Raw genomic sequence first — 25727 nt, forward strand, 5'->3', positions numbered from 1 at the left:
AACAATAACCCAACATACCCAGCCTTTCAGCTGGGTATGTTGGCTTAGGGCTTATCGTTGTTTAGCAACACGCGCTCGTTGATAGACCTGCCATAACGCTTGATGGCGTTGACTTTGTTCAAAAGCAAGCGGACCTAATGTTAAGCCCCAAGCTATCACTTCTCCTGAAAGATGCGCCCTCACCTGTTCAAGGGTTTTCGGGCCAAAAAGTCTGCTCATTCCCTGTTCGTAAGCTTTAAAGTCCAAGCTGTCGAGTTCGATATCTAGTGCAAACTGCATGGCTTCGTAAACCTGCGCCATAGATTTTTCCGGGTGAACATAGGCTTTGCAGACTTGTAAACTTTGATAGGCCGCATCAAAGTCTTTAGCATAGACTTCAAGCCAAAAACGCAAGTCAATGATTTTAAAGTCATTCCAGCCACACCCCGGATCAGGCATCAAACCAATTAACGAGGCAATGCCTTGATGGTCACTAAAGCCAATTTCATCTAACAGTTCGAGCACGGAATGTGGCTTATGATCGGTTGCAAACTGATCTAGCGCTTGGCGTAATTTGCGTCCATCATTTTGGTTTTTAACCAGCAGTTCATCCATTGGATAAACTTCCGACATGCCGGGAGCAATAATGCGACAAGCATGGAAATCATACTGGTCGTAATGCGCAATATAGACATCAAAACCTTGTTTTTTAGCTAGGCTAACCAGCCAATGCCATTGCGCTTCGGTGGTTAAATCCCAGTTCCAGTTCACAAATTCAAAGTCGGCTTGGTTGGCAATAAAGCGCGCGTTGATTAGACCGCTAGAATCAATAAAATGATTTTCTAGGTTTTCATCTTCGGCAACGGCTTGCTGGTCAAAACTGGGAACTTGGAAACCATCTAAAAAGCCTAGATGACGCCCCTGTAAAGACTCAGTTAAGGTTCGTTCTAATGCGACTTCAAATAAGGGATGGGCGCCAAAGGAGGCGAAACAGCGTCCTTGCTTGGGATCAAACAGTGTGACGTTCATGACCGGAAATTGACCACCCAGCGAGGCATCGCGCACCGATACCTCTAGTCCTTGATCACGTAAATCTTGCAAAGAACGTGCAATAGAAGGAAAACCGGCAATAATTTCAGCGGGCACTTCAGGCAAACATAGATTTTCTTTTAAAATTTTATTCTTTACCCAACGCTCAAAAATCTCTGACAAGCCTTGAACCGCTGCTTCAAAACGGCTATTACCTGCTGATAGGCCATTGCTGGCATAGAGATTACTAAGCAAATTCATCGGAACATAAATCACTTCATCATTCGCCGCATGACGCATTTCCAATGCTCTAATCATGTCACTATTATCATTAAAGCTAAGCAGATGTTCCGCCTGAATTTCTTGGTGCGGATCATAGATTGACCATAGAGCCGGGTTTAAGCATTGCTTGTAATCTTGCTGTTCAAAAGCTTTTTCATTGGGATAATATAACCAGGCCTGCTTGTTTTCTAACGCAGGTTCTAGGTAATAATCTGAAAAAAAATAATGGGTTGAAAGTCTTTCTAAGAACTCACCTAAAGCACTGGCTAAGGTAGCTTTTCGGCTCGCTCCCTTGCCGTTAGTAAATAAACCCGGACAAACGCGATCATGAATGTGGAGCGAGTAGATGTTTTCTACCGGATTCAACCAGTTAACTTCGTTAATTTCAAAACTTTGTTGTTTAAGTGTCTGTTGCATGAACGCTATCGAGTTCTCTAGGCTTTGGTCTTTGCCCTTGATAAAAGTGACTTCACTCATTTTTTCTTCCTTTAGTTTTTTTAGATTGTCATCACCCAACAAAAATTGATTGGGTAATAAATAAGTTTTAGTTTTTTATTTGATCTTTATGGTTAAAATGAAGGTGCGTTTTTTACATAAGCTTGGGAGAGTGTCATGAAAAAAGTTTTCGCTGTTATTGCTACAACCGCTACCCTTTCATTTTCATCCGGTGCTTTTGCCAGTGGAGATCCTGAAGCAGGAAAAGCTTTACATCACGAAGCCAACTGCCTTCAATGTCACGCTGCACAGCCATATAATCCACAAAAAACCAATACCTTTGAAAAGTTGGTGGCTGCGGTCAACTTTTGTAATGTTAACCTGAATACCGGCTGGTTTGAAGATGAAGTTTTAGATGTTGCTGCGTACCTTAATGATAAGTACTACAAAGTGAAATAAGTTGTCTTATTATGAGTTTGACGACCTAGATTTTCAACTTTTTCGTCAAACTCCTAACAGAGTTTATGGCTCTACTCCATCTTGGTAACACCATTGCCCTTTTGTATTTTTGTTAAACCGGCTTTTTTCTCTGTGTGCTAATTCTGGTCCAAGCAATCCTTGACGGTAATATGCCGTAAATTCAAGCCAACCCTGCTGATCTTGCTCTAAGCCCTGATGTGTTGCATGGATTTCAAGCCTTATCCAATCAGGTTGATCGGATAAATCCATTTGAGCAGGCCTGGTATGCTGACACCAAGTACTTAAAATATAACCTGATAACTCCGGTTTTTGTTTTGCCAAAAAGTAAGCAGAAAAACGCGACCGCATCAGTACCTCGGCCGTAATGGCTTTGTTTTTTTTGATATGTAAGGGCCGGCAGCAGGCTTTATAACTGAGCTCACTTCCGCAAGGACAGGGTTTATTGTTTAAATTCGACATGTTTCATCATCCAACGTAAACGCAGTACTAGCAACAGCGCAGCCAAGGCCAGACCCGCAATGATGCCAAGCCAAAAACCATAGACGCCAAGCGGTTCACCCCAGGGATTTGCAAAAGCTAATAAATAACCTCCGCCCAGTCCGACGCCCCAATAACTAAAAAGCGTGACCCACATGGTAACCTGAGTATCGTGCAATCCGCGCAAAGCTCCTGCCATCGCGACCTGAATGGCATCAAAAACCTGATAGGATGCCGCAAAAATAAATAGGATGGCTGCAATATGAAAAACTTCACTGTGGCTGGTGTACAGACTGACAATCGAGTTTCTAAAGTTGAAGGTAAATAGTGACAACAGAATACCAAAGATCAGTGCGAAACCAACGCCAACGATAATGCTGGTTTTTACCGCAGAGCGTTCCCCTTGGCCAAATCCTAGGCCAACTCTCACCGTCATCGCCATCGCTAGACTGAGCGGCAACATAAACAGCAGAGAGGTAAAGCTCATCGCAATTTGATGCGCGCCAATAACACTGGTGCCCAGAGGCGCAATAAACAATACAATAAAACTGAACATCCCTACTTCAAATAACAACGCAAAAGCCATGGGCAAGCCTAATAGCAAAATAGGCTTAAAACCCAGTGCCCAACTGGGTTTAATCCATTGATGACTGCGATAAATTTGGGTTTTTTTGGCGTATCTAACATAGAGCCAGCCACCAACTAACATGCTCCACATTACAATCGCGGTTGCGACCCCACAGCCCACGGCACCCATGCCTTCGATTGGGCCGTAGCCATAGATAAACAATGCATTTAACGGTATATTTAAAAACAGTGCGCCTAGGCTAAGAGCTAGGGTTGGCAAGGTAATGCCTAGGCCTTCCCAAAAAAACCGATAGACTTGGTAAAGCGCCACTCCGGGCAAACCCAAGGCAGCATAAAACAGATAGTCCACGGTTAGTTGATAGACTTGTGGACTGAGCTGTAATAGATTCAATAAGGGTTGTGGCACCATTAAAACCAGCATACTGATTAGCCCAATAGGGATGGCTAACCAGACTCCTTGCGTTAAGCTGTAAGCTATTTTTTCTGGTTTTTTTTGTCCTAAATAGCGAGCGGTAATCGGAGTCATCGCCAACAGTATGCCGGTTGCGAAGATAAAGACCGGCAGTAGAATGCTGGTGCCTAATCCAATCGCTGCCAAATCATTCACCCCAACCCAACCAGACATAATGGTATCCACAACTCCCAGGCTAGTTAATGCCAGTTGAGCGGTAAAAATCGGCAAGGCGATTCGAATGAGTTGATAGGCTTCTTGCTTGTATGGATTCAGCTGCATAGTTGATTTATTTATCTTGTTTGTGCTCTGAATCAGCGGGGTTAGTTTCAGCCGGGTCAAATGTTGTCAACTCTGGATCATGGTGATCCGGAGGCAAGGTTAACCAGTGAGGACTAAGGATAATAAACACAATCTTGGTTGCCCAATAAACGACGGCATAAACCACAATCGCCAGTGCTAACACCAATGGAAATCCTACAATCGCGTCAAGAATAAGCGTTTCACCTGCGAGTAATCTGGGCAAAAGTTCCATTTTTACAATTGAGAAGTAGAGCCAATAGCTAGCAGCCGTTAAACTGGCTAATAGCAAGCCACGGTGCGCCCACTTGGGCAGTTGCCCGTAGCGAAAGAGTTCAAGCAAGGGTTCTCTTTGGGGGTTTTGCTGTGACATTAGCTGGCCTGTAGTTTTTGAAAAAACAGCCATTGTAAAGCAATCAAAGTACTGGCGACATGATATTCTCCGTTTAACAACTGTTGTTTTGCTTGATCAAACGGAATTTTAACCAGACGTATGTCCTCCACCTCTTCAGCCAAACCACTCCATTGGCCAATTCGGCTAGAGTCAATCTCTGCAGCATAGAGATGCAGGATTTCATCACTGCCACCGGGACTGGGATAGAATTGATTAATATATTCAAACTGACTGACTTCAATCCCCGCTTCTTCCCGTGTTTCTCGCTGGCAGGTTTCAAGCGGGGTTTCGCCATCATCAATCATGCCGGCGACCGGCTCAATTAACCAGGCCTGGTTTGGGTCATTGGCATCTAATGCGTGTTGCAATGCACCGGCACGACATTGCTCTACCAAAACTATTTGTTGTGCTGCTAGGTCATAAAGTAATACCACCACAGCTTGTCCTCGGCCAAAGAGTTCTCGCGTAATTTTGGGACTCAGGCCGCCTTGATATAGGCTATGTTGGAATTCGATCAAATTAATTTTGAAAAAACCATCATAACCGCGATGCTTAGCATGAATAACGAGCTTTTTATCTTTCATGGGTTTTGCGCCTCATTCTCGATCTCTTCAATCGGCACACGCTGAGTAATACCGCAAAGCAGTTCATAACCAATCGTTCCCGCTTTTTCTGCAACTTCATCAACCGCAAGCCCTTCTCCCCAGAGGGTGACCTTATCGCCAATCGCAACCCAATCAGCGCAATCGGTTAAATCTAGCGTGATCATATCCATTGAAACCCGCCCTACTGTCGTCACCCTTTGACCATTAACCAGCACCGGGGTGCCACTTGGGGCGTGACGTGGATAGCCGTCGCCATAACCCGCGGCCGCTACCCCAATTAAGCTCTTTCTGCTTGCGGTCCAGGTTTGGCCATAGCCCACCGTTTCACCTGCATCAATCCACTTTAAGCTAATCAACTTTGTTTTAAAGGTGAGCACGGGTTTAAATCTTGCTCTAAGGTTTGGAATAAGACCGGCACCATAGAGCATAATGCCAGGGCGAACCCATTCAAAATGGGTTTGCGGAAGCAATTGAATCGCTGCCGAGTTGGCTAGACTTTTAGGCAAGGCATAGTCTTCGCAGGCCTGGTTAAACATCGCAAGCTGTTGCTGGGTAAAGCTTTCCGATTCGGTAACACTGGCAAAATGCGACATTAAATGAAGTTTAAGATGTGGCAGTGCATGGCTTAGCTTGAGCATAGACTGATAAAAACTAACCAAATCAAATCCTAAACGATGCATGCCGGTGTCCAATTTAAACCAGATTTTTAAAGGCATTTTGGGTTGATGAGCTAACAGCCAGTCGACTTGATAGGGGGAATGCAATACCAGGTCTAAGCGGTGCTGCTCAACCAACCTGAGTTCGTCGGCTTGAAACACCCCTTCTAGCAATAGGATACGGTGTAAAAAGCCATTTTGTCTGAGGATTAAGGCCTCATCCAAAGAAGCCACTGCAAAGCCATCCGCAGAGGCAAGTTGTTTAGCTACTCGTAGAATGCCATGTCCATAGCCATTGGCTTTAATGACCGCAAAGATTCGAGCCTTAGGCGTTAAGGCTCTTACTTGGGTTAGGTTGTGGCGCAAGGCCGCAAGGTTAATTTGAGCACAAATAGGTCGTGACATAGTTAGTAATGCATATCTTCAGGTGACATGGAAATATAGTTTTCAAAACGGGTATATTGACCAATAAATGTCAGACGTATTGTACCAATCGAACCGTTACGGTGTTTGCCGATTATAATTTCCGCCGTGCCCTTGTCGTCACTATCCGGATGATAAACCTCATCACGATAAATAAAAATAATTAAGTCGGCATCCTGCTCTATCGCACCGGATTCACGCAGGTCTGACATTTTAGGCCGTTTATCAGGACGTTGTTCAAGGCTTCGGTTTAACTGCGACAAGGCAATCAAAGGAATGTTTAATTCTTTGGCTAGGGCTTTGAGGCCACGCGATATTTCAGAAATTTCATTCACTCGGTTATCGGTGTTTTGCGAGCCACGCATTAACTGAAGATAGTCAATCACGACTAAGCCCAAACCAGTCACTTTTGAATCCGGGTCTTCAACCCCCTCTTCAATCGCTTTACGTCGTTGCTTTTCACGGATATCCTTGTCGATCCGTCTTGCACGCGCGCGCAATTCTGTAATCATTAATGCTGGGGTATCGTCGATATAAATATCGGCACTGGATAACAGGGAAATAGACTTGTTCATCTTAGCCCAGTCTTCGGGCAATAACTTACCGGTTCGCATTCGGTGCGCATCTATGCGCCCCAGGGAGCTGATCATCCTCATCGCCAATTGCTCTCCGGGCATTTCCATACTAAAAACCGCAACCGGCTGTCCACTTTTAGTCGCCACGTTTTCAGCAATATTCATCGAAAAAGTAGTTTTACCCATTGAGGGTCTGCCAGCTACAATCAGTAGGTCGCCGCGTTGCAAACCGGAGGTCATTTCATCAAATTCATTGAGGTGAGTAGCAATACCGGTTATCGAACCATCAGAATTAAACAACTCATCAATACGGTTGATCGCTGAAGCCAGTAACTCATCCATGGTTTTGTATTGTCGCTGTTTGCCTTCACCATGTTCTGCAATCGCCATAATCTTAGATTCAGCAAAATCTAAGATTTCACGCACGTCTTTGCCTTTGGTAAAGAAGCAGCTTTCTGCCACTTCGTTCGAGGCTTCGATCAGTTTTCGCAGAATCGATTTTTCGCGCACAATTTGGGTGTAGAACATAATGTTACCAGCACCCGGTGTATTTGCGACTAACTCCGCCAAATAAGTCTTACCGCCAGCGAGTTCAATCTGCTGCGTTGCTTCTAACCACTCAACAACTGTAACCAAATCAAAGGGCTTATTAGCACGGTTGAGCTCTACCATTGCGGAAAAAATCGCTTGATGCTGTTGGGTATAAAAATCAAATTGATTGACAACCACCGATACATCTTCGAACGAGGCATTGGATAGCATTAATCCCCCTAGCACCGATTGTTCAGAGTCAATCGAATGAGGCGGAACCTTGAAAGGTGTAGAACTTGTGGATGTCGCGTTTTTTGTATTTACTTGCATGACAGACTTCTAGATAGTTTATAGCATGGATTATAAACGATTCAGCTTGCCAATAGGTTAATTCAAGCGATTAACAAACCTAGCGCTATCAACGCGGGGGTCGCTAAATTGATGATAACGTTCGAAGCCAAGTCAGTTGATGACGGTCTAAAAGGATGAGGTGATGTTATAAGTTTGATCATTAATGGAATAGCGAGCACCAGCATCAACAGTCCTAAAAGGCTCCATAATGGAATACAGTCTGTGAGCGCCAGAGCAACTAGACCTACAAAGCTGGTTATTAAAAACAGGTTAAATACGCGAACACCGGTTTTTTCACCATAAGCAATAACTAGGTTGCGCCGCCCGACTTGTCGATCAGCCGCTAAATCTGGGTATTGGTTAAGCAATAATAAATTATTAACTAGGAAGAATGGAATCAAGGAGAGTGCCAACGCAATACAGCTATAGTACCCGGTGAGTACATAGTAAGACCCCATGACCATTAAGGGTCCAAATGCCAGGCCTGGTGTGATTAAACAAAGCCAAGGAGAACGGGTTATTTTAGGGGTATAGGCAAGAACCAAGCCAACACCGACTAGGCCAATCGGCAGCAGCCCCCATCCTGTGAGCCAGATAAAATACAAGCCCAGAGTCATGACAAACCCGAGCAAACCCAACCCTATTGCTTCAACGCGGTTAATCAACCCCGGATAGTCTTGCAATGCGCCACTGCCTCCACTAAAAGGTGTGCGTTGAGTTAGTTCATCCAAACCAGAACGTGCATCATGCGCTTCATTGAGCATATTGACACTGGCATGTGCAGCAAGCGCGCCAAGCAGTACCAGCGTAAAGAGTGCAATTGAAAACTCCGCGTTATCCTTGTGGGCCAATGCACCGGCCATCGTGATAACTGAAAGCGTAAGCAATAAAAAAGGCGGCCTAGCCGTTAAAAAAATCGCTTTAATCATGGCAGATAACTATCCATACGTTGCGCCCAACCCGGCATCCAGCGCTGTTCGTTTCTGGCTGCGGGTGATAGCTCAATACGTCTGGCTAACACCTGTTTACCTGCCTGCGAGAAAGCTTGCAACAACTGTTTATTGTCAAGAATTTCTTCCGAATCAGGCATGGCTTGCAATAGCTGTAGCAGCCCCCAACCTTCGCCTTGATAACGCTCATTGGCATCCGTACCCCAGCCCTTAAAGTTAACATAATCTATTAAGGCATACTGTCCATAACGGTTCTGCATCAGTCGGTTGATCTTAACTTGAATCGCCTGAGCTTGTTGAGGATCAAGCCTTTCGGTTAAACCTAAAGCGCCTTGCTGAAAGCGTTGCACAATAAATTGAGTTTGTTGCTCTTTAGTGGCCTTGAGCCAAATACGAAGTTCGTTCATTTCAGCTGAAGACCAGGCCTGGTCAAACTCTGTTTTAGTTTGCCAGGGCGGATGAGGTTGTTTCATCCAGTCGGGTGTTGGGTGGGTCTTAGAGACAAACGCCACCATTTGAGGAAAAGTGGCGTTAAAAGGCAAATTCAAGCCTGAAGGCAACCAAATAAAATGACCAAGACCTAATGATGGAAACTCCTCTGCCGGACTCCAAAAGGTTAAGTGCTCAGGTTTACCGCCGGTTTCATTTTGGTAGATTCTTTCCCCTATCCACTGAATATCTTGTGCCGTTAATGTATGAGCCGATAAATGAGACATCGGCCCCATCAGCACAAGGATTAACCCAACATAATAAAGCCGCAATTTACACATATTAATGGATTAACGGCGCCGGCGTTGAAGACCTGATTTTGGCACCAACCTTGTCTTTGGCCGTGGCGTTTTCGCTTCAGTAACCGGCCGATGATCAGGGCGGTTTTCAGCCGGAAGATCGACCGACTTTAACAAGCGGTTGACTTCTTTCCAATCAAACTCACGGGTTTGACCACGACGCAAATTAGCCGGCAAACTAAATTCGCCATAACGTATCCGCATCAAACGGCTGACCTGCACCCCTTGCGACTCCCAAAGACGACGTACTTCACGGTAACGTCCTTCTTTTAAAATAACCCGATACCATTGGTTTTGGGCATCTTCGTCCGAGGGCAGGCGGGATACAAAATTAAATTTGGCCTCACCGTCTTCCAACATGACGCCTTGGCGTAACTGGGTCAAAATCTCTTCGGTGACTTCGCCAAAGATACGAACGGCATATTCACGTTCGACCTCATAGGAAGGATGCATCATACGGTTAGCCAGCTCACCGTTATTGGTTACCAGTAATAAACCGCTGGTATTAATATCTAATCGTCCAATCGTGATCCAGCGACCATTGCGAATCGGAGGCAGTTGAGAAAAGACGGTATCCCTAGCCTGCTCATCAGAACGGCTACAGACTAAGCCATCGGGCTTGTGATAATAAAGTACTTGGGTGGCTTGTTGCGCCAGTCGCGTGGTTTTTACGCTATGACCGCGTACTTGAATTTTATCGGTTTCTAAGGCACGATCACCCAGTTTTGCCGTGCGACCATTGAGCTGCACCAACCCCTGCTCGATCATGCGTTCAATTTCACGCCTTGAGCCAAAACCACCGCGTGCCAGCATTTTTTGTAATTTTTCACCTTGAATCATTGTTTTAAGCTCTTAAGAAATATTAGCGACTATTTTAGTGTATTGAGGCGTGTGTGTGTTGAGTTTGTTTATCGGTTAAAAAGCTATTTACCAAGCTATCTAATTGAGCAACGAGGGCTTCTTTAGTTGTTAAGCCAAGATCTTGCAGAAGTTTATCAGTTGTAACCCACAGTGTTGGATGACCCGGAACCGGTTTTGAGCCAGCCGACTTAACCCAGCCATGTTGTTTGAGTTGATTCATAATTTGGCTGCTGACCGCTACGCCGCGCACGGCCTCGACTTCAGCTCGTGTAATCGGTTGCTTATGAGCCATGATAGCAAGGGTTTCAAGCAGTGCGCGCGACAACTTTGGCGGGGTTTGTTCAAACAGTTGATATACCCAGGGTAGGATATCCTTAACAACCTCAAGCCGATAACCCTCATTTGACACCACCAAAGCTGCCCCGGAATGGTTTAAGCAATCACTGAACTCATCCAGCACTCGTTTAATATCCTTAAGCTTAAGGTCAGCATACTGAGCGTCCTTTTTCAGCAAGCCCATTAGTCGTGCCTCAGATAAAGGCTCGGATGCGCTCATCAGTAGCCCTGTAACAATAGGATAAATTTGCTGCTGAGTCTTATTCAAGGATTCAAAAGCCATTAGGCTGCTCGCGTAATTAAAATAGGTTGATAAGCATCGACTTGCTCTAACGCGATACGTTGTTGGCGGAGTAATTCCAACATTGCTATAAAGGTCACCACCAGGCCTGGCTTGCCCTCCGACAAAACCAAAAACTCAATTAACGATTTAGGTTGATCGGTAATATGCTGCATTAGCCACTCGATTTTATCGCTAATTTCAATCGGCTCTTCTGATACCTGGTGTGCCGTTTTCATTTGAGCACGCTCGAAAACCTGTTGCATGGCGATAAAAAGCGCATCGATTGAAATGCTTGGCGATACACCGGGCGGTGGTTCTACTTCAATTTGAACCGGCCAAAGATCACGGCCTACAATTTTAAGGCTGTCTAACCAGTGAGCGCCTTGTTGATAGGCTTCGTATTCTAAAAGTTTTTGCATTAACTCCGCGCGAGGATCGTCGGACTCTTCGATTTGTTCATCATCTTGCGGCGGTTTTGGCAGTAGCATTCTTGATTTAATTTCAGTTAACCAAGCGGCCATGAAAAGGTATTCACCGGCCAGCTCGATATCCAGCCTTTGCATCAAATCAATATACTGCTGGTATTGAAGCGCAATCTCAAAGACTGGAATATCTCGAATATCGAATTTATTTTTACGAATTAGAAACGACAGCAAATCCAATGGGCCTTCAAAATCGGTAAGCAGTACCTTGAGTGCATTAGGCGGAATGTAAAGCCCTTTAGGTGGCTCAATAATCAGTTCACCCTGCACCTTAGCAAACGGCAGCGACAACTGTTGCGGTTGGGTCATTTAGACCACACCCACCATTTTAAACAGCAACTGTTGAAGGAATTGATAAGGCCCTGAAATAAGCAGGCTCAAGATGCCAAGCAACAACAAACCCAACAGGATAAATAACCCATAGGGTTCTAAACGATTGTATTGCCAAGCCAAGCGATCTGAAATAAACGCCGAGATAATGCGACTGCCGTCAAGCGGTGGGATCGGGAGCAGGTTTAACACCATTAACACTAGGTTAATACTCACCCCTGCAATCCCGGAGTAAATCATAAACTGCCCGATTTCAGGTGAACTAGCAACAAGCACAAAACCAAGCTTGAGGATTATCGCCCAGCCTATAGCCATTAATAGATTCGCCATAGGCCCAGCTAAAGCCACCCACGCCATATCGGTTTTAGGACGCTTTAAATTACGCTGAGTGACAGGAACGGCCTTTGCCCAGCCAAAAATAAAGCCTCCCAGTGCCAAGAGTATTCCTGGCACCAACAGCGTTCCGATCGGGTCGATATGTTTGATTGGATTGAGTGTAACTCGCCCTAGCATTCGTGCAGTTTTGTCACCTAACTTTTCGGCAGACCAAGCGTGGGCTGCTTCATGCAAGGTAATCGCAAAAATAACCGGCAGCGCCCAAATAGAAAGCTGCTGAATTAGGGTCAGTTCACTCATTGCCATCATGGATTAAAGGGCCCTTGTCCTTGACGCACCAATACCGGAACATCTTCGGTAAAATCAATCACCGTGGTAGGTTCAAAGCCACAAAAGCCGCCATCAACTACCGCATCTAGTGCATGGCCCAGTTCTTCTTGAATTGTCCAACCATCCGTCATCGGAAACTCCTCACCCGGAAGAATTAAACTGACTGACATCAAGGGCTTATCGAAGAATCCTAACAAGGTTTGTGTAATTTTATTTGGCGTTACGCGCAAACCAATCGTTTTACGTTTCGGGTTCTGCAAGCGTCTGGGCACTTCTCGGCTGGCGGTCAATAAAAAGGTATAGGCTCCGGGTAAACTGGCTTTTAAATAACGAAACTGCACATTGCCAACCTTAGCATAGTGCGACAAATGGCTAAGATCAGGACACATCAAAGTAAAGTCATGTTTATCGGATAACTGGCGCAACTGACGAATACGCTCTGCACCCTCTTTGTTGTCCAATAAACAACCCAAGGCGTAGCCTGACTCCGTTGGATAAGCAATCACCCCTCCCTTGTTTAAAATTTCGACAACCTGCTTTAGCAGACGTTCTTGCGGGTTTTCGGGGTGAACATTGATATATAAGCAATCCATTAATAGCGTTTTTCCGTGTTATCTTAATTGTTTAAATTATAGCCAATCTTTGTATTATAGCGCAGACCTAACCCAGTATTAATCTCGGTCTTTTTCGTTCATTCGCTCAAGAGCCTGCATAATTCTGGCATTAAAACTTCCTGAAGGGAATTCACCCTCTTCATTCGGTTCACCCACCGGCATATCACCAAACAGCGCTAGGCCTTCGTCTACATGGCTAATCGCATAGATATGGAAATGACCTTTTTCTACCGCATCGCGTACTTCCTGGTTAAGCATCAGATGACGGGTATTGGCTTCAGGAATTACCACACCTTGATGGCCTGTTAAACCTCGCGCTGAACAAATTTTATAAAAACCTTCAATTTTTTCATTAATCCCCCCAACCGGTTGGATCTCGCCAAACTGATTGACTGAACCGGTTACTGCTAAATCTTGACGCATAGGCACCTGCGCAATCGCGGATAACAGTGCAAATAATTCTGCGGATGAAGCACTGTCGCCTTCGATACCGTCATAGGTTTGCTCAATCACGATCGAAGCACTAAAGCCTAAAGAACGATAGCGCATATAACGCCCGCGCACATAGCCTGATAGAATCAGCATACCTTTAGAGTGAATTGGCCCCGCCATTTCGATTTCACGTTCGATATCAACAATACCTTCGTCACCTGCAGACGCTTGCGCGGTAATTCTAACCGGTTGACCAAAAGATTGACGACCAACGGTCATTACAGTTAAGCCGTTCACCATACCGGTATGATGGCCTTGTAATGAAATTAATACCTGTTGTTCGATAATCGCTCGATGGAAGTATTCTTCCATCAAACCGGTATGGAAGTCTCGCTGCGCAATGGTGGCTTCAATCGTTTCTCGGCTTACTTTTTCTTGGCTATTAGCACGAGCAAAAGCGGTGGCTTCCGCCAACACATCGCGCAAAATCGCCTTATTGGTGTAGAGTCTGTTTTCGTCTTCAGCCATGCGTGAGGCGTATTCTATTAAGCGTTCAAAAGCCGATAACTCAACCGGTAAATCCTCCCAAGATTCGATCTCGCTGGCTAACTGCTGGGCTAAGGCCAATTCATGGTCAGGCGTTCTTGCCAACTCTACTTCAAACTCAACTTGCACCTTAAATAATCGGCTAAACTGCGCATCAATTTCATGCAGCGCATAAAAATGTGCCGATTGTCCGACTAAGACTAAAGTCAGATTCAGTGGAAAGTCCGGTAAATGATAGGGCACCACGCTATTGGATGAGGGTATTTCAAAGCTTAAATGGCGTGACATCAGCGAGGCTTTAAGACTTGACCAAATTTCAGGGTCCTTGAGCAATGACTGAATATTTAAAATCAGGTAACCGCCATTTGCTTTCTGCAATAAACCGGCTTGATGGTTCATTGCCAAACCTAGCGTATCCCCCATTGATGAACTGGCATTGTTAATTGCATAACCGAATAACTTTGGCATGGTCGCATTTTGTTCGTAGATAACGGGGGCATGTTCAAGATCCCGATGGTCAACCAGTAGATTGACACTAAACTGACTGATACCCTGTTGTTCAGGTGCGGCTTCTTCGAGCTGGCTGGAATTATTTGAACTGGTCGTCACCTGATCAGCCGATTGGTCCCAGAACAAATGAAGCTTGGCGAGCAAGGCTTGCTCAAGATCATCCAAATACTGTTCGGTTTCGCTGTTAGTCGCAAATTCTTTTTTCAAGCTTTGAATAAGCGGTGCAATATGCTCCGATGCCACCTGAGTATTGAGTTTCTTACCCTCCTCTAGGTATTCATGTTGCATGGTTGGAAAACGCGTCAAGGCCTCATTGATTTTGGCTTCAACCTGATCTAACGCATCGGTAAAATGCGCCTGAACGTCTTCATCTAAGGCTTTAAGCTCAGATAAACGCATCTTTTCACCCTCGACCACGGCATGCAAAACAAAGTTATTTTCTGTCTGCTGTACATCAATGCTCAAGGCTCTGGCTAATTCAAACGCCGGTTCCAGAATTTCTTCTTGCGCAGCGGCTAGCTTTCGCTCTAATTGTTGCGAGCGAAGTTGATAAGCATGACCGTCAAATACTACAGGTAATTGGTTTTTTAGCTGGGTAATAAAACGCTCAATCGCTTGTCTAAACTCAAACCCCTTGCCTGCAGGGAAGTAAAGATATTTGGTTTTAGGCGACTCTTTAAAATTGGAAACTAATATCACATCATCCGGCATGGGTTTATTTTGCGCTGCGTTTTTTAGCATGGCTTTAGTCATACCAATTCGGCCAACCCCCGGCTCGCCCATAATAAATATGTGATTTTGGTTACGCTTTAAATGCAAACCAAAATTGAGCGATTGATAAGCGCGGGGGTGAAACCGCTGCATAAAATCTTCAATTGTCGTGGTGTTTTGAGCAAACGCTTGAGGTTCAATTTGAGTATGACGGTAAAGCTGCTGGCTAGAAAGTTTTCGCATTGCGCACAATCCAAGTAGAATAGGTTTTATTAAAAAAGATCGCTATTGTATCAAACCATGTCTGCAACCTTACGACTAATTCAAGCCATCACCCCGTTACAGAAATGTAATGCCGATTTTTTAACAGAACATCGGGTCGAACTTTGGGTTAAACGCGATGAGCTCAATCACCCGTTAATTCAAGGCAATAAGTGGCATAAATTAAAATTGAATCTCGCTGCTGCCCAACAACAAGGTTTTAAACAGCTTTTAACCTTTGGCGGTGCTTACTCTAATCATATTGCAGCGGTTGCCGCTGCTGCACAGGCGTACGCTTTTACTAGCCTTGGCTTTATTCGGGGCGAAGAACTTGCAAGTCATTACCAGGCCTGGTCTGCTACCCTTAAAACTGCAGCAAAACGTGGCATGCAGTTTGAGTTTGTAGATCGTGCAACCTATCGCTTGCGTCAGGATCTAGCTTGGCTAGCAAGTTTGGCCGAACGCTTTCCGGAAGCCTATATTTTGCCCGAGGGTGGCAGCAATGCGCTTGCGATTGAGGGGTTTGAATCCGTTATCGCCGAACTAAAAACACAAGTTGATTTTACTCACCTGCTCTGTGCGGTTGGCACTGGAGGAACACTGGCAGGCTTGGCAAGATATGCTAAACCCGATCAAAAGGTTTGGGGCATTGCGAGTTTAAAAAATGCAGAATACCTTATTCCACAGATCACTAACTGGGTCGGCAAAGATCAAGACAACTGGCGATTATTGACCGATTTTAATGGCGGGGGCTATGGGAAAACTAACAATGAAATTCAACAGTTTGCGAGGGATTTCGAAAAGCGATTTGATTTAAAACTCGACCCAATTTACACCGCTAAATTGGTATATGGCTTTCATCAACTTCTAATTTCGGGGGCATTTGAACCCGGAAGCCGCATTGTGATTTATCACAGTGGCGGCCTTCAGGGGCGTGCGGACTAACTAAAAAGTCAGAATAAACTTCACCACGCGTTCAATGTCTTCATCTGACATATCTTTGACCATCGGAGCCATCATGCCGGTCATTGGGCCAACCTGCTCTCCGGCGCGATATAAAATCATCTTGCTGATAAGGTCTTCTTCTTTTTGACCTTTTAACTTGGGCCCAACACCACCATCGCCTTGCATACCATGACAACCAGCACAACTGGCATAAAGCGCCTGACCTGAAGCAGCTTGAGGTTGCATTTTAACTTCAGTAATTTTGGGCGGTGTGGGCGCTTCTTGTATAGCCGAACTGACCGGAGCTTCAATTCGCTGTTGCAAACTCGGTGCCTGAGGTTCTGGCTGCTTAGTCACTTCACGGGTATCCACCGTGGTTTTTGATTCAGTTTGATTATCACCACAGCCTGCTAGACCTATTCCCAAGCCAAGAGCTAATGCGGTTACTAGAAATTTCATTTTTTAGTCCTTATTTAATTTTATAGTGTCACTTTAACAGCTTTTTAGTCGTTTTTGTATCCGTTCTATTGAAATAGGCTGTAAGGTTTTCATCGGTTGGGCAAACAGTGAAATCCGTAACTCTTCAATAAGCCAGCGAATTTCAATCAACTCAGGCGTTGGGCGATTACCATAAGCTTGTGCAATCCGCTGGTAATCTGTCAATATACTCTGCAATTGACGTTGAGTTTGCTGGTCTTTTTGCGGGTCTAAATCCAGTTTTTCCAGGCGCAATTGCAAGGCTTTTAAATAACGCGGCATTTGTTTGAGCCAGGTATCCGGGGTTTCCAGCACAAAATTCAGATTCACCAAACCATCCAACTGAGTTTTAATATCGTCCATCGAAGCCAACCAACGCGGATTCACCTTGCCTTTCACTTGTTTGGCCAGTTGTTGATGGCCGGTTAAAATCTCCGTCACCAGGCCTGCTAAGGTTTGCGCATCGGCCACCCAGTCGGCTTTCAGGGTAGCCAAAGCAGCTGCAAACTGCGCGTGTTGACGTATGGCTTGCGGTTCGGGCACAAGACGGCGCAAGGCTTTATCAATAATCTGCTCGGTTAAATGGGCGCAGGAACCATAGGGCGCAAAACACAAGCAGGCCTGCTTGAGATTAAGGTGTTTTTGCAGGTATTTCACCTTGTCGTGCAGTTGCATTTTTAACAAAGCCCAGACCGCATAGCCATGGTGTTTTGTTGCCTGACGTTCGTCGCCGCTGCGGGTTAAAAACACCTGCCCCTGCTCCATCACCAGGCCTGGATAGGCTTGTAATTGCTTGCCGTGAGACTTGATGGTTTCGTGGTCTTTAAGATCACCAAAATTCCATTCGGTGACCGCCTGTTTTTGCTCGCCACCACTTTGCTGAATTTTCGCTTCAACCAGATGATGATAACGTCGTTTGAGTTCGGCCAGATCGGCACTTTCGGCAATCAGTTTACCTTTGTCATCCAGCAGTTGATACCAGGGCAATAGGTGGGCAGGCAAACTGACCGCGTTAAAATCATCGAGACCGATTTTGTGCTGTGCGCTGCGATTGAGTGCTTGAATCAGTTGCGGCGTAAACTCGCCTTGCTCGGCACTGATTTGTTTTGAGACCTGATCGGCCACCGCCGGCGCAGGTACAAATTGTTTGCGAAGTTGTTTTGGCAAGGCCTTGATATAAAATACAATTTTTTCTTTAATAAACCCGGGCGTAAGCCATTCAAACTGGCTGTCATTCACCAAATTCAGACCCGCTAATGGAATTTTAAACACCACACCATCTTGTTGTTTGCCTGGCTCAAAACGGTAATCCAGTTGCAATGGGATGCGCTGGCTGAGTTGAATTTGATCTGGAAAATCGCGCTCATACTGACGGTCTAAATCCTGTTTTAATAAATCAGACTCAGTCAGTTTTAATGCCTCTTGTTGCTTTTTATCGGCTTTTTTAATCCAACTTTCTAACGCCGGTTTGTTATATATATGCTCAGGAATCCGTGCAGCGTAAAAGTCTTGCAACACCTGCTCGTCCACCAATAAATCCGGCCGACGCAGTTTACTTTCGTAGCGCTCAATATTTTCAATCAGCTTGAGATTGTGTTGGTAAAAGACGGCACGGGTGTTCACCTCTTGTTGCGCCAAAGCACGAATAAAAATACCACGCGCGTCTTTTGGGTTAATCGGCCCGTAGTTGCAAACACGACGGCTGACTATCGGCAAACCATAGAGGGTAACCGATTCATAGGCCCCGACCTGGCCGATTTTTTTCTGCCAGTGCGGGTCCGCATAACTGCGTTTTATAAGATGCGGCGCACAATCTTCGACCCAGCGCACATCAATTTCGGCATTGGTACGCGCGTAAAGCTTGCTGGTTTCGACCATTTCAGCCGACATCAACCATTTGGGTTTGCGTTTAAACAACACCGAGCTGGGATGAATAAACAGCTTGGTACCGCGTGCACCCAGATAGCCCTGCGCGTCATCACGCATCATAATCTGCCCAAGCAGGCCTGCTAGTAGCGATCGATGCAGATTGATGCTATGCAAATCACTCAGCCGTTCAAGGGTTTGGCCATTTTCAGTGACTTCTTCATACAAATGCAGTTCACCGACTTTTAAGCCAATCGACTTTAAGCTGACTTTAAGCTGGTGAAATAAATCATGCCATTCGCGCAAACGTAAATACGACAGGTAATTGGTTTTACAGAGTTTGCGCAGTTTGTTTTGACTGAGGTGACGCGCTTGGTATTCATAAAACCGCCACAAATTGAGGAAAAACAAAAAGTCTGAGCGCGGGTCTTCCCATTGTTTGTGCTTGGTTCGCGCAGCCTGCATGGTTTGTTCATTAATGTCTCGCGGGTCTTGAATACTGATGGCGGCGGCAATAATCAACACCTCGGCCAATACGTTGTTTTTTTCCGCTTCCAATACCATTTTGGCAATGCGCGGTTCAAGCGGTAAGCGCGCTAAATCACGCCCGGCGGCGGTCAGTTGTTTGTTGTTATCCAACGCGCCAATTTCAATCAGTTGGCGATAACCGTCATTGACGGCTTTTTCTTCCGGCGGCTCAATAAACGGAAAGTTTTGCACCTTGCCGAGTTTAAGCTGCGCCATATTCAATAACACCGACGATAACGAGGTGCGGTGAATTTCCGGGTCGGTAAATTCAGGGCGCGCGTTAAAATCTTCTTCGGAATACAAGCGAATACAAATACCGTCCGCGACCCGTCCACACCGCCCTTTACGCTGATTGGCCGAGGCTTGCGAGATTTTTTCAACCGGCAGTCGCTGGACTTTCGAGCGCACACTATAACGGCTGATGCGCACCAGGCCAGGATCAATTACATAACGAATGCCCGGCACTGTCAGGGAGGTTTCGGCGACGTTGGTGGACAGAATAATTCGGCGCTTGTTGGAGGTTTGGAACACCTTGTTTTGCTCGCTCATCGACAAACGGGCATAAAGCGGAATGACTTCGGTGTTTTTTAAATTCTGTTTGCGTAGTGCCTCGGCGGTTTCTTTGATATCGCGTTCGCCGATTTGAAACACCAGCACATCGCCAAACGGATCATGCGTCGCCAATTCGTCCAACGCCTCGATAATGCCATCGGTTAAATCCTGCTCAATCACCGTGCCGTCGTCCATTTCGACCTGACCCAGCGGGCGATAGCGCACTTCTACCGGATAGGTGCGCCCAGACACCTCGACAATCGGCACCACCCGACCGGGTTGTTTGAAATGCTCGGCAAAGCGTGCGGTATCAATGGTCGCCGAGGTGATAATCACCTTTAAATCCGGGCGTTTGGGCAGCAGCTGTTTAAGTATGCCAAGCAGAAAATCAATATTGACACTGCGCTCGTGCGCCTCGTCGATAATAATCGTATCGTATTGACTGAGAAAACGGTCGTTTTGAATTTCCGCCAATAAAATCCCGTCGGTCATCACTTTGATTAAACTGGTTTCGTGTACCTGATCATGAAAACGGACTTGATAACCGACCAACTCACCCAAGCTCGAACCGAGTTCTTCTGCCAAACGTTCCGCCACACTGCGCGCCGCCAAACGTCGCGGTTGCGTACAACCAATGCGCCCCATCACACCGCGCCCGGCTTCTAAACACAGCTTCGGAATCTGGGTGGTTTTGCCCGAACCGGTTTCCCCGGCAATCACCACCACTTGATGGTTTTTAATCAAATCCAATAACTCATCACGCCGCCCCACTACCGGTAAAGCGGCATCATAATGGATGGTCGGCACCAAGGCTTTGCGTGCTTGCACCTTATCCAACGATTGCTGCAATCTTTCACACCAACGCAACCAGGCCTGCTTGTCTTGCTCGGTGTCTGCACTGAGGTTTAGGCGCTTTAAATCGCGTTTTAATCGAAACTGATCACGACTTTGCGCTTGTGTTATCAACGGGAAAAGTTCAGCTGGGTTTTTAGGAAATGAGGACATGGCTACTTATTGATACAGATCTTTTCGATGGCTAATCTGGGTGGTTAAGATAATTAAATCTTGATCTTGGATTTGACAGATAACTCGATAATTACCCACACGATAACGCCACAAACCACTTAAATGGCCAACTAATGGCTTGCCATAATCGCGTGGATTATCTCGCACTGCGACGGTATTATCTAAATAGTCGAGGATGCGTTTTTGCCAAGTTTTATCAATCTTTTTAAGTGACTTAAGGCTTGTGTCAGTATATTCAATTGTCCAGGCCAAGCGTATTTCTCACATCGGCTGAACTATGAACTTTTTCTTTTCCAAGCTTAACATTGTTAAGCACATCTTGAGCATCATAATAATCTTTAATATCGGCTAAATAGTGTGCTAAAGCTTCTTTGACATAAAACGTTTTAGTACGTCCTGTCTCTCTCGCCAACCTATCTAACTCCTGCTCCATTTCAGCATCCAAGCGCACGGCTAACATTTTAAACACCTCCCAAACGCGTGTTATACATATAAAACAAGTATAACACACTTATATTGATCTACCCCTCTATACCAGTGGTAACAGGGCGAACACATCTATATTAACCAATCTAAAGGCGCAAAACCTATGAAATCAACCTAAAGCGCGGCTTGGATATGGCTGATGGGGAGCATGAGGGTTCGCTCAGTGCCGGGTAATGGTTTAAAGCCGAAATTTTGATAAAACCTACACGCTTGATCATAAATGGCATGCACCAAAGCGGCTTTAACGGCAATTTCATTCGCGACATTCAGGCTTCGAAATAACGCGTCCTTTAGCAGTGCTTTTCCTTGCATCGTTTTATCCATCGCCAACCGCCCCAGCATAATCACCGGAATAGTATCCGGCATATTTCGAGCGTTGGTTTTGCTGACCTCTTGGCGCTCCACACTTCCAGCGGCCAAGGCATAATAACCAACGACTTGATCCGCGCAAGTAATCACAAAGGTTTTACTACCATGATTTTTTTGGTTGCGCATGGCTTCCCTTTTTAACCAATAATCCAACCTGTCATGCCCACAACAAAATGAGCCTAAATCATGTTGGTCACTTAACACCGCCGGTGCGGAAATTAGGCTTGCCAAGGCGATGGTTCCGACAACAGCTTCTTCAGTAGCGCATTGGGTTTTGGCGTCGCCATTAACGCGGTTTCAAACGCATTGTAATCATTCTGATTGAGCAGAAATAAACGCTGATCTAGCAACACATTTTCAGCTTCACGGCACGCCACATTCAGAATGAACGTTGTTCTATCCATACTCAGTATTTCTGCTGCTTTTGAAATCAGTGCTTTTTGCTCTGGTAACACGCGCATATTAATTGGGGCTTTTGCTAACATTCTTCTCTCCTATGCTACACACACCCTACCGTATATCCAATAGATACACACTGTCAAAATTATTCTTAGTAATGATGGCGAAGTTGAGCAATGAGAAGATCATTCTCCACCAGCTTGTAAACAATGCGGTGCTCTTGGTTAATACGGCGCGACCAATAACCGCTTAATGCATGTTTAAGCGGTTCTGGTTTACCTCGCCCTTCAAAAGGCGTTCGTTGAATTTCATGAATCAGATCATTGATTTTCTTAAGGGTCTTTTTGTCTTGCGTTTGCCAATATAGATAATCAGACCAAGCATGCTCTGAAAATATTAATCGCATTCAACCAATGTCCGCGCTTGACCCTGTCCATTTTCAAGTTCGTGAATCGAATCCATTAAACGCTTGGCATTTTTCGGGCTACGCAGCAAGTAAGCGGTTTCTTCTAGCGCTTGATAGTCCTCAAGTGACATCAAAACCGCTGCACGATCATTTTTTTTGGTGATCACCATCGCTTCATGGTTATCACACACCTGGTTAATACTTTCTGCTAAATGGTTGCGCGCCCAAGAATAGGTAACAGCTTGCATGGTTATCAATCCCACTTAATAAATGACAATATATTGTACAATATAATCACTAGATAGATTAAACGCATTTAACCGAAACTAACAGGCTATCACCACTACAGCAACCGCAAGCCATTTTCAATGGCTTGTTGGGTGATGGTCTTTATGGGACGCTGTTGTGATTGGGTGACTAAATCCACCGGAATATCTAAAGCCTCTTCAAGCTTAGGGCGCAGTTGTAGTTTGATTTGCAACAAAGGTTCCGGCTCCATATCAGCAATCAAACACAGATCAACATCTCCACCTTTTACAGCGTCATCCATTTGCGATCCAAACAACCACAATTGATAACCCTGCTCTTTTTCAAACACTCTCGAAACGAAATGCTTAATGATTTCAAGCTGAGAAACGCTCAACCTCATTCCGCCACAACCTTCTCTAGGTAAGCTTCAATCGCCTGACCCATCGCTAACAGGCTGTCCACCGCCAACCAGGCCTGGTTTAATATCATGGCTTTTTCTTCATGCTGGTCAGGATAATCATGCGTGAAGCTGTTGCGAATTTCACGCAAGGTTTGCCAAACCTCAATGTCAATTAATCTTTTTTTCGCCATCAACTGCTGGCGTTCTCGCGTGGATAAAACAACTGCCGGTGTTTCGTCCTGATCCACCTGACAAACAAGTTTAAACATCACTTGACCCAGCAGATCTTGATAATCCGAAAACCTTGCACGAAACCCGTCAAGCTGCAGCAAAAGTTGATCATCAAACTTATCAGGGTCAAAACTTTTGATATCGAGCGGCATAATCGCCGCCAGCTGTATTTTAGCTTTGCTTAAACGAACACCTAACTTCTTAGAGCGCTCAAGGTTGCTGACAACGATAACCTTATTCATTTCGCTGCTAACTCATCACCGATAACAGCTTTTAGCTTAGCTAGGTCAAAGCTTTTTTGTTCGGTATCGATGCCCATAGCCTGCATTCTGGCTTCAAGCGCATCGCGTTCGACTTTTAGATCAATCAATCCACTGGTATTTTGTTCCAAGGTGTACATTTGGGTAATGCCGAGGTGATAAAAACGCATCAGTTTCATCGCCTCAACATCATTCGCATCTACTTTTTCTTGCAGTTGGCGCATGGCATTCGTCAAGTGCATTAAACTACGCTTTAATTTCCAGCCATACATCGCCTCAGCCATCCAAGGTTTGTCTTTAAAATATTTGGCAGTAATCCAAAATACCAAAGCCAAGCCCATCATAGCCCCCATGATTTGCAAGGTTAGTGGATTTACCGGATCATCAAACAAACTGTAAAAACCGTAAGAACTAGCAAAGCCAACCACAACAAACAATCCCATAATACGCAAAGTGGCATTACGGGTATTGGTACGATAAACCTTGGGGTCAATCTCTTGAATCTGGAACATAACTTCTCCTATTCAACGGATAGAATTTCAACTTTATAATGTAAGCGTTTGCCGGCCAATGGGTGATTGCCATCTAAATAAACCTTATCGCCAACAATTTTAGTGATACGGAAGTTAATCGGGTTACCATCTGGGTCTTCGGTTTCAACCACATTACCTTCAACTAAATCGACATTATCATCAAAGTTCTCCGGGCTAGCCACCACTAATAAGTCATCAGCTTCATAACCATAGCCTTTTTCCGGCTCAATCGTTACTTTAGCTTCAAACCCGGCTTCTTCACCATCAAGAAAGTCTTCCAAGCCTTCAATAATTTCCTCTTCACCGTGAATATAGACTACAGGCGCAATCCCATAGGTAGAATCCAATAGTTTGCCGTCATCACCCTTTAACTCATAGTGAAACGTGACCTTTGCTCCATTTTTTACGCGCATTGTGCTGCCCTCTGATTTAATATCAATGTTAAAATGATCGCTATTTTAACCCATGTGAGAAAGCGATGCGTCAGATAATCCTCGATACTGAAACCACCGGCATTGACCCCAAACAGGGTCATCGGATTATTGAAATTGGCTGTGTTGAGCTGGTTGAGCGCAAACTAACGAATCAACACTACCATCAATACATTCGCCCTGAGCGCGAAATCGAACAGGAAGCGATTGAGGTTCATGGTATTACCAACGAATTCCTTCAAGACAAGCCGGTGTTTGCAGACGTGGTTGAGGCGTTTATGGCGTTTGTAAGCGGTGCGGAATTAATTATTCACAATGCACCGTTTGACGTAGGGTTTATTAATCACGAACTGTCACAATTACCTAAAAACCCTTGGGGCAAGCTTGAAGATCACTGCAAAATAACCGATAGCTTAAAGATGGCGCGCAAAACCTATCCGGGACAGCGTAATTCTTTAGATGCGTTATGCAAACGCTTAGGAGTCGATAACTCAGGGCGAACCTTGCATGGCGCCTTACTTGACTCGGAAATTTTGGCAGACGTATATTTAATGATGACCGGCGGTCAGGTTAAATTAAGCTTAAGTACAGACAACACGGAAAAGAAAGACAGGATTAGCAAGTCTAATTTAACAAATCGTAAGCCTATTCGTATTATTCATGCCAACCAGCATGAAATCAACGAGCATCACAATTACTTAAATCAACTACTAAAAAATCAAGAGAATCCAAACATTTGGTAGAGCTAGCTGTCAAACTGGTTTCTTGATCAGCTAGCGATAATGTATTTAATTAATTAGCCGCCAAGTGCAATGAAAAATGAGAATACTGCAACAAACGCAAGCAATAGTGGAATCCACGCTTTTTCTTCTTTTCGAGAAAGCCCTATACCACCAGCAACTACGGCTATCGCCGCACCTAACCATGAGATAGGCGGGATAACAAAAGCGAATACGATTGCGACGATACCCGCCACCATACCTAATGTGGTCGCATTGCCCGGTTTATAGGTTTTGGTGTTACGCATGTCATCAGGTCTTGAATGGCTTGAATGCAGCCGTGCCATAATTGCGTTGAGGTCGGCATCTGTCAACTCATCGTTAGAATGAATTTCGTGGTCTTTTAATCCGGTTGTAATTTTACGTTGGCGAATAAGCTCTTTGACTAGGTCATCCCAGGTAGCATCATCCGGTAGGTCATTAATAATCTGCTGCGCGTCTGCTTTTATAGTCATATAAACTCC

General features: G+C 45.1%; 31 protein-coding genes. 3 read left to right on the forward strand and 28 right to left on the reverse strand.

Annotated features, from left to right (window positions below):
- Positions 1 to 51: 51 nt before the first annotated feature.
- Positions 52 to 1767 (reverse strand): 30S ribosomal protein S12 methylthiotransferase accessory factor YcaO, encoded by a 1716-nt coding sequence (ycaO, locus tag JX580_RS05860; protein WP_248851849.1) that lies wholly within the window; start codon positions 1765 to 1767, stop codon positions 52 to 54.
- A 135-nt stretch (positions 1768 to 1902) separates the two neighbouring features.
- On the opposite strand from ycaO, the gene JX580_RS05865 reads away from it, so the two are divergent.
- A complete protein-coding gene (locus JX580_RS05865; RefSeq protein ID WP_248851850.1) occupies positions 1903 to 2184 on the forward strand; it encodes a hypothetical protein in 282 nt (93 codons plus the stop codon).
- Between the two features lie 63 nt (positions 2185 to 2247).
- Here JX580_RS05865 and JX580_RS05870 read toward each other — a convergent pair whose 3' ends face one another.
- From JX580_RS05870 to JX580_RS05935, 14 genes are all read right to left on the reverse strand, one after another.
- Positions 2248 to 2664 carry a YchJ family protein gene (locus JX580_RS05870; RefSeq protein ID WP_248851851.1) on the reverse strand — a complete coding sequence of 139 codons (417 nt, stop codon included), beginning with the start codon at positions 2662 to 2664 and terminating at the stop codon, positions 2248 to 2250.
- Positions 2645 to 4003 carry an MATE family efflux transporter gene (locus JX580_RS05875; RefSeq protein ID WP_248851852.1) on the reverse strand — a complete coding sequence of 453 codons (1359 nt, stop codon included), beginning with the start codon at positions 4001 to 4003 and terminating at the stop codon, positions 2645 to 2647. The genes JX580_RS05870 and JX580_RS05875 overlap by 20 nt, the downstream gene beginning before the upstream one ends.
- Before the next feature lie 7 nt (positions 4004 to 4010).
- On the reverse strand, positions 4011 to 4394 hold the full coding sequence (locus JX580_RS05880) for a hypothetical protein (protein WP_248851853.1): 384 nt from the start codon (positions 4392 to 4394) through the stop codon (positions 4011 to 4013).
- On the reverse strand, positions 4394 to 4999 hold the full coding sequence (locus JX580_RS05885; RefSeq protein WP_248851854.1) for an NUDIX domain-containing protein: 606 nt from the start codon (positions 4997 to 4999) through the stop codon (positions 4394 to 4396). The genes JX580_RS05880 and JX580_RS05885 overlap by 1 nt, the downstream gene beginning before the upstream one ends.
- On the reverse strand, positions 4996 to 6081 hold the full coding sequence (gene alr, locus JX580_RS05890; protein ID WP_248851855.1) for an alanine racemase: 1086 nt from the start codon (positions 6079 to 6081) through the stop codon (positions 4996 to 4998). The genes JX580_RS05885 and alr overlap by 4 nt, the downstream gene beginning before the upstream one ends.
- A 2-nt stretch (positions 6082 to 6083) precedes the next feature.
- Positions 6084 to 7535, reverse strand: a complete 1452-nt coding sequence (gene dnaB, locus JX580_RS05895; RefSeq protein WP_248851856.1) for a replicative DNA helicase — start codon at positions 7533 to 7535, stop codon at positions 6084 to 6086.
- A 62-nt stretch (positions 7536 to 7597) separates the two neighbouring features.
- The gene (locus tag JX580_RS05900) at positions 7598 to 8485 is read right to left on the reverse strand and encodes a prenyltransferase (protein ID WP_248851857.1); all 888 of its coding nucleotides are present in this window, start codon (positions 8483 to 8485) and stop codon (positions 7598 to 7600) included.
- Positions 8482 to 9222 (reverse strand): hypothetical protein, encoded by a 741-nt coding sequence (locus tag JX580_RS05905; RefSeq protein WP_248851858.1) that lies wholly within the window; start codon positions 9220 to 9222, stop codon positions 8482 to 8484. Before JX580_RS05905 ends, JX580_RS05900 begins: the two co-directional genes overlap by 4 nt.
- A gap of 63 nt (positions 9223 to 9285) precedes the next feature.
- Positions 9286 to 10134 carry a 23S rRNA pseudouridine(2605) synthase RluB gene (rluB, locus tag JX580_RS05910; protein WP_248851859.1) on the reverse strand — a complete coding sequence of 283 codons (849 nt, stop codon included), beginning with the start codon at positions 10132 to 10134 and terminating at the stop codon, positions 9286 to 9288.
- 34 nt (positions 10135 to 10168) lie between these two features.
- Positions 10169 to 10774: an SMC-Scp complex subunit ScpB gene (gene scpB, locus JX580_RS05915; protein WP_248851860.1), complete on the reverse strand. Its 606-nt coding sequence runs from the start codon at positions 10772 to 10774 to the stop codon at positions 10169 to 10171.
- A complete protein-coding gene (locus JX580_RS05920) occupies positions 10774 to 11565 on the reverse strand; it encodes a segregation and condensation protein A (RefSeq protein WP_248851861.1) in 792 nt (263 codons plus the stop codon). Before JX580_RS05920 ends, scpB begins: the two co-directional genes overlap by 1 nt.
- The gene (locus JX580_RS05925; protein ID WP_248851862.1) at positions 11566 to 12231 is read right to left on the reverse strand and encodes a site-2 protease family protein; all 666 of its coding nucleotides are present in this window, start codon (positions 12229 to 12231) and stop codon (positions 11566 to 11568) included.
- Positions 12228 to 12845: an L-threonylcarbamoyladenylate synthase gene (locus JX580_RS05930; protein ID WP_248851863.1), complete on the reverse strand. Its 618-nt coding sequence runs from the start codon at positions 12843 to 12845 to the stop codon at positions 12228 to 12230. Before JX580_RS05930 ends, JX580_RS05925 begins: the two co-directional genes overlap by 4 nt.
- 78 nt (positions 12846 to 12923) lie before the next feature.
- A complete protein-coding gene (locus JX580_RS05935) occupies positions 12924 to 15308 on the reverse strand; it encodes a Lon protease family protein (RefSeq protein WP_248851865.1) in 2385 nt (794 codons plus the stop codon).
- Between the two features lie 57 nt (positions 15309 to 15365).
- Between JX580_RS05935 and JX580_RS05940 the strand changes: the two genes are divergently transcribed.
- Positions 15366 to 16271 carry a 1-aminocyclopropane-1-carboxylate deaminase/D-cysteine desulfhydrase gene (locus JX580_RS05940; protein ID WP_248851866.1) on the forward strand — a complete coding sequence of 302 codons (906 nt, stop codon included), beginning with the start codon at positions 15366 to 15368 and terminating at the stop codon, positions 16269 to 16271.
- On the opposite strand, the gene JX580_RS05945 is transcribed toward JX580_RS05940, so the two are convergent.
- From JX580_RS05945 to JX580_RS06000, 12 genes are all read right to left on the reverse strand, one after another.
- Positions 16272 to 16730: a c-type cytochrome gene (locus JX580_RS05945; RefSeq protein ID WP_248851867.1), complete on the reverse strand. Its 459-nt coding sequence runs from the start codon at positions 16728 to 16730 to the stop codon at positions 16272 to 16274.
- A gap of 33 nt (positions 16731 to 16763) precedes the next feature.
- Positions 16764 to 20699 carry an ATP-dependent RNA helicase HrpA gene (hrpA, locus tag JX580_RS05950; RefSeq protein ID WP_248851868.1) on the reverse strand — a complete coding sequence of 1312 codons (3936 nt, stop codon included), beginning with the start codon at positions 20697 to 20699 and terminating at the stop codon, positions 16764 to 16766.
- 6 nt (positions 20700 to 20705) lie between these two features.
- Positions 20706 to 20972 (reverse strand): type II toxin-antitoxin system RelE family toxin, encoded by a 267-nt coding sequence (locus tag JX580_RS05955; RefSeq protein WP_248849620.1) that lies wholly within the window; start codon positions 20970 to 20972, stop codon positions 20706 to 20708.
- Positions 20956 to 21180: a type II toxin-antitoxin system RelB family antitoxin gene (relB, locus tag JX580_RS05960; RefSeq protein WP_248849623.1), complete on the reverse strand. Its 225-nt coding sequence runs from the start codon at positions 21178 to 21180 to the stop codon at positions 20956 to 20958. The genes JX580_RS05955 and relB overlap by 17 nt, the downstream gene beginning before the upstream one ends.
- A gap of 140 nt (positions 21181 to 21320) precedes the next feature.
- Positions 21321 to 21806 carry a GNAT family N-acetyltransferase gene (locus JX580_RS05965; protein ID WP_248849625.1) on the reverse strand — a complete coding sequence of 162 codons (486 nt, stop codon included), beginning with the start codon at positions 21804 to 21806 and terminating at the stop codon, positions 21321 to 21323.
- Positions 21794 to 22060, reverse strand: coding sequence for a DUF1778 domain-containing protein (locus JX580_RS05970; RefSeq protein ID WP_248849628.1), 267 nt, complete (start codon positions 22058 to 22060; stop codon positions 21794 to 21796). The genes JX580_RS05965 and JX580_RS05970 overlap by 13 nt, the downstream gene beginning before the upstream one ends.
- 65 nt (positions 22061 to 22125) lie before the next feature.
- Positions 22126 to 22380: a Txe/YoeB family addiction module toxin gene (locus tag JX580_RS05975; protein WP_248849630.1), complete on the reverse strand. Its 255-nt coding sequence runs from the start codon at positions 22378 to 22380 to the stop codon at positions 22126 to 22128.
- Complete coding sequence (locus tag JX580_RS05980; protein WP_248849635.1) at positions 22371 to 22628, reverse strand: type II toxin-antitoxin system Phd/YefM family antitoxin; 258 nt, start codon at positions 22626 to 22628, stop codon at positions 22371 to 22373. The genes JX580_RS05975 and JX580_RS05980 overlap by 10 nt, the downstream gene beginning before the upstream one ends.
- 95 nt (positions 22629 to 22723) lie before the next feature.
- On the reverse strand, positions 22724 to 23029 hold the full coding sequence (locus JX580_RS05985) for a nucleotidyltransferase family protein (protein WP_248849636.1): 306 nt from the start codon (positions 23027 to 23029) through the stop codon (positions 22724 to 22726).
- A complete protein-coding gene (locus tag JX580_RS05990; protein WP_248849638.1) occupies positions 23026 to 23502 on the reverse strand; it encodes a hypothetical protein in 477 nt (158 codons plus the stop codon). Before JX580_RS05990 ends, JX580_RS05985 begins: the two co-directional genes overlap by 4 nt.
- Complete coding sequence (locus tag JX580_RS05995; RefSeq protein WP_248849640.1) at positions 23499 to 24032, reverse strand: DUF3087 family protein; 534 nt, start codon at positions 24030 to 24032, stop codon at positions 23499 to 23501. Before JX580_RS05995 ends, JX580_RS05990 begins: the two co-directional genes overlap by 4 nt.
- An 8-nt stretch (positions 24033 to 24040) precedes the next feature.
- On the reverse strand, positions 24041 to 24466 hold the full coding sequence (locus JX580_RS06000; RefSeq protein ID WP_248849642.1) for an FKBP-type peptidyl-prolyl cis-trans isomerase: 426 nt from the start codon (positions 24464 to 24466) through the stop codon (positions 24041 to 24043).
- A gap of 65 nt (positions 24467 to 24531) precedes the next feature.
- Between JX580_RS06000 and dnaQ the strand changes: the two genes are divergently transcribed.
- A complete protein-coding gene (gene dnaQ / locus JX580_RS06005) occupies positions 24532 to 25227 on the forward strand; it encodes a DNA polymerase III subunit epsilon (RefSeq protein WP_248849644.1) in 696 nt (231 codons plus the stop codon).
- A gap of 53 nt (positions 25228 to 25280) precedes the next feature.
- Here dnaQ and JX580_RS06010 read toward each other — a convergent pair whose 3' ends face one another.
- Positions 25281 to 25718 carry a hypothetical protein gene (locus tag JX580_RS06010; RefSeq protein WP_248849646.1) on the reverse strand — a complete coding sequence of 146 codons (438 nt, stop codon included), beginning with the start codon at positions 25716 to 25718 and terminating at the stop codon, positions 25281 to 25283.
- Between the last annotated feature and the right edge of the window lie 9 nt (positions 25719 to 25727).

The organism is Thiomicrospira microaerophila (genome assembly GCF_023278225.1).
GTDB classification, from domain to species: Bacteria; Pseudomonadota; Gammaproteobacteria; order Thiomicrospirales; family Thiomicrospiraceae; genus Thiomicrospira; species Thiomicrospira microaerophila_A.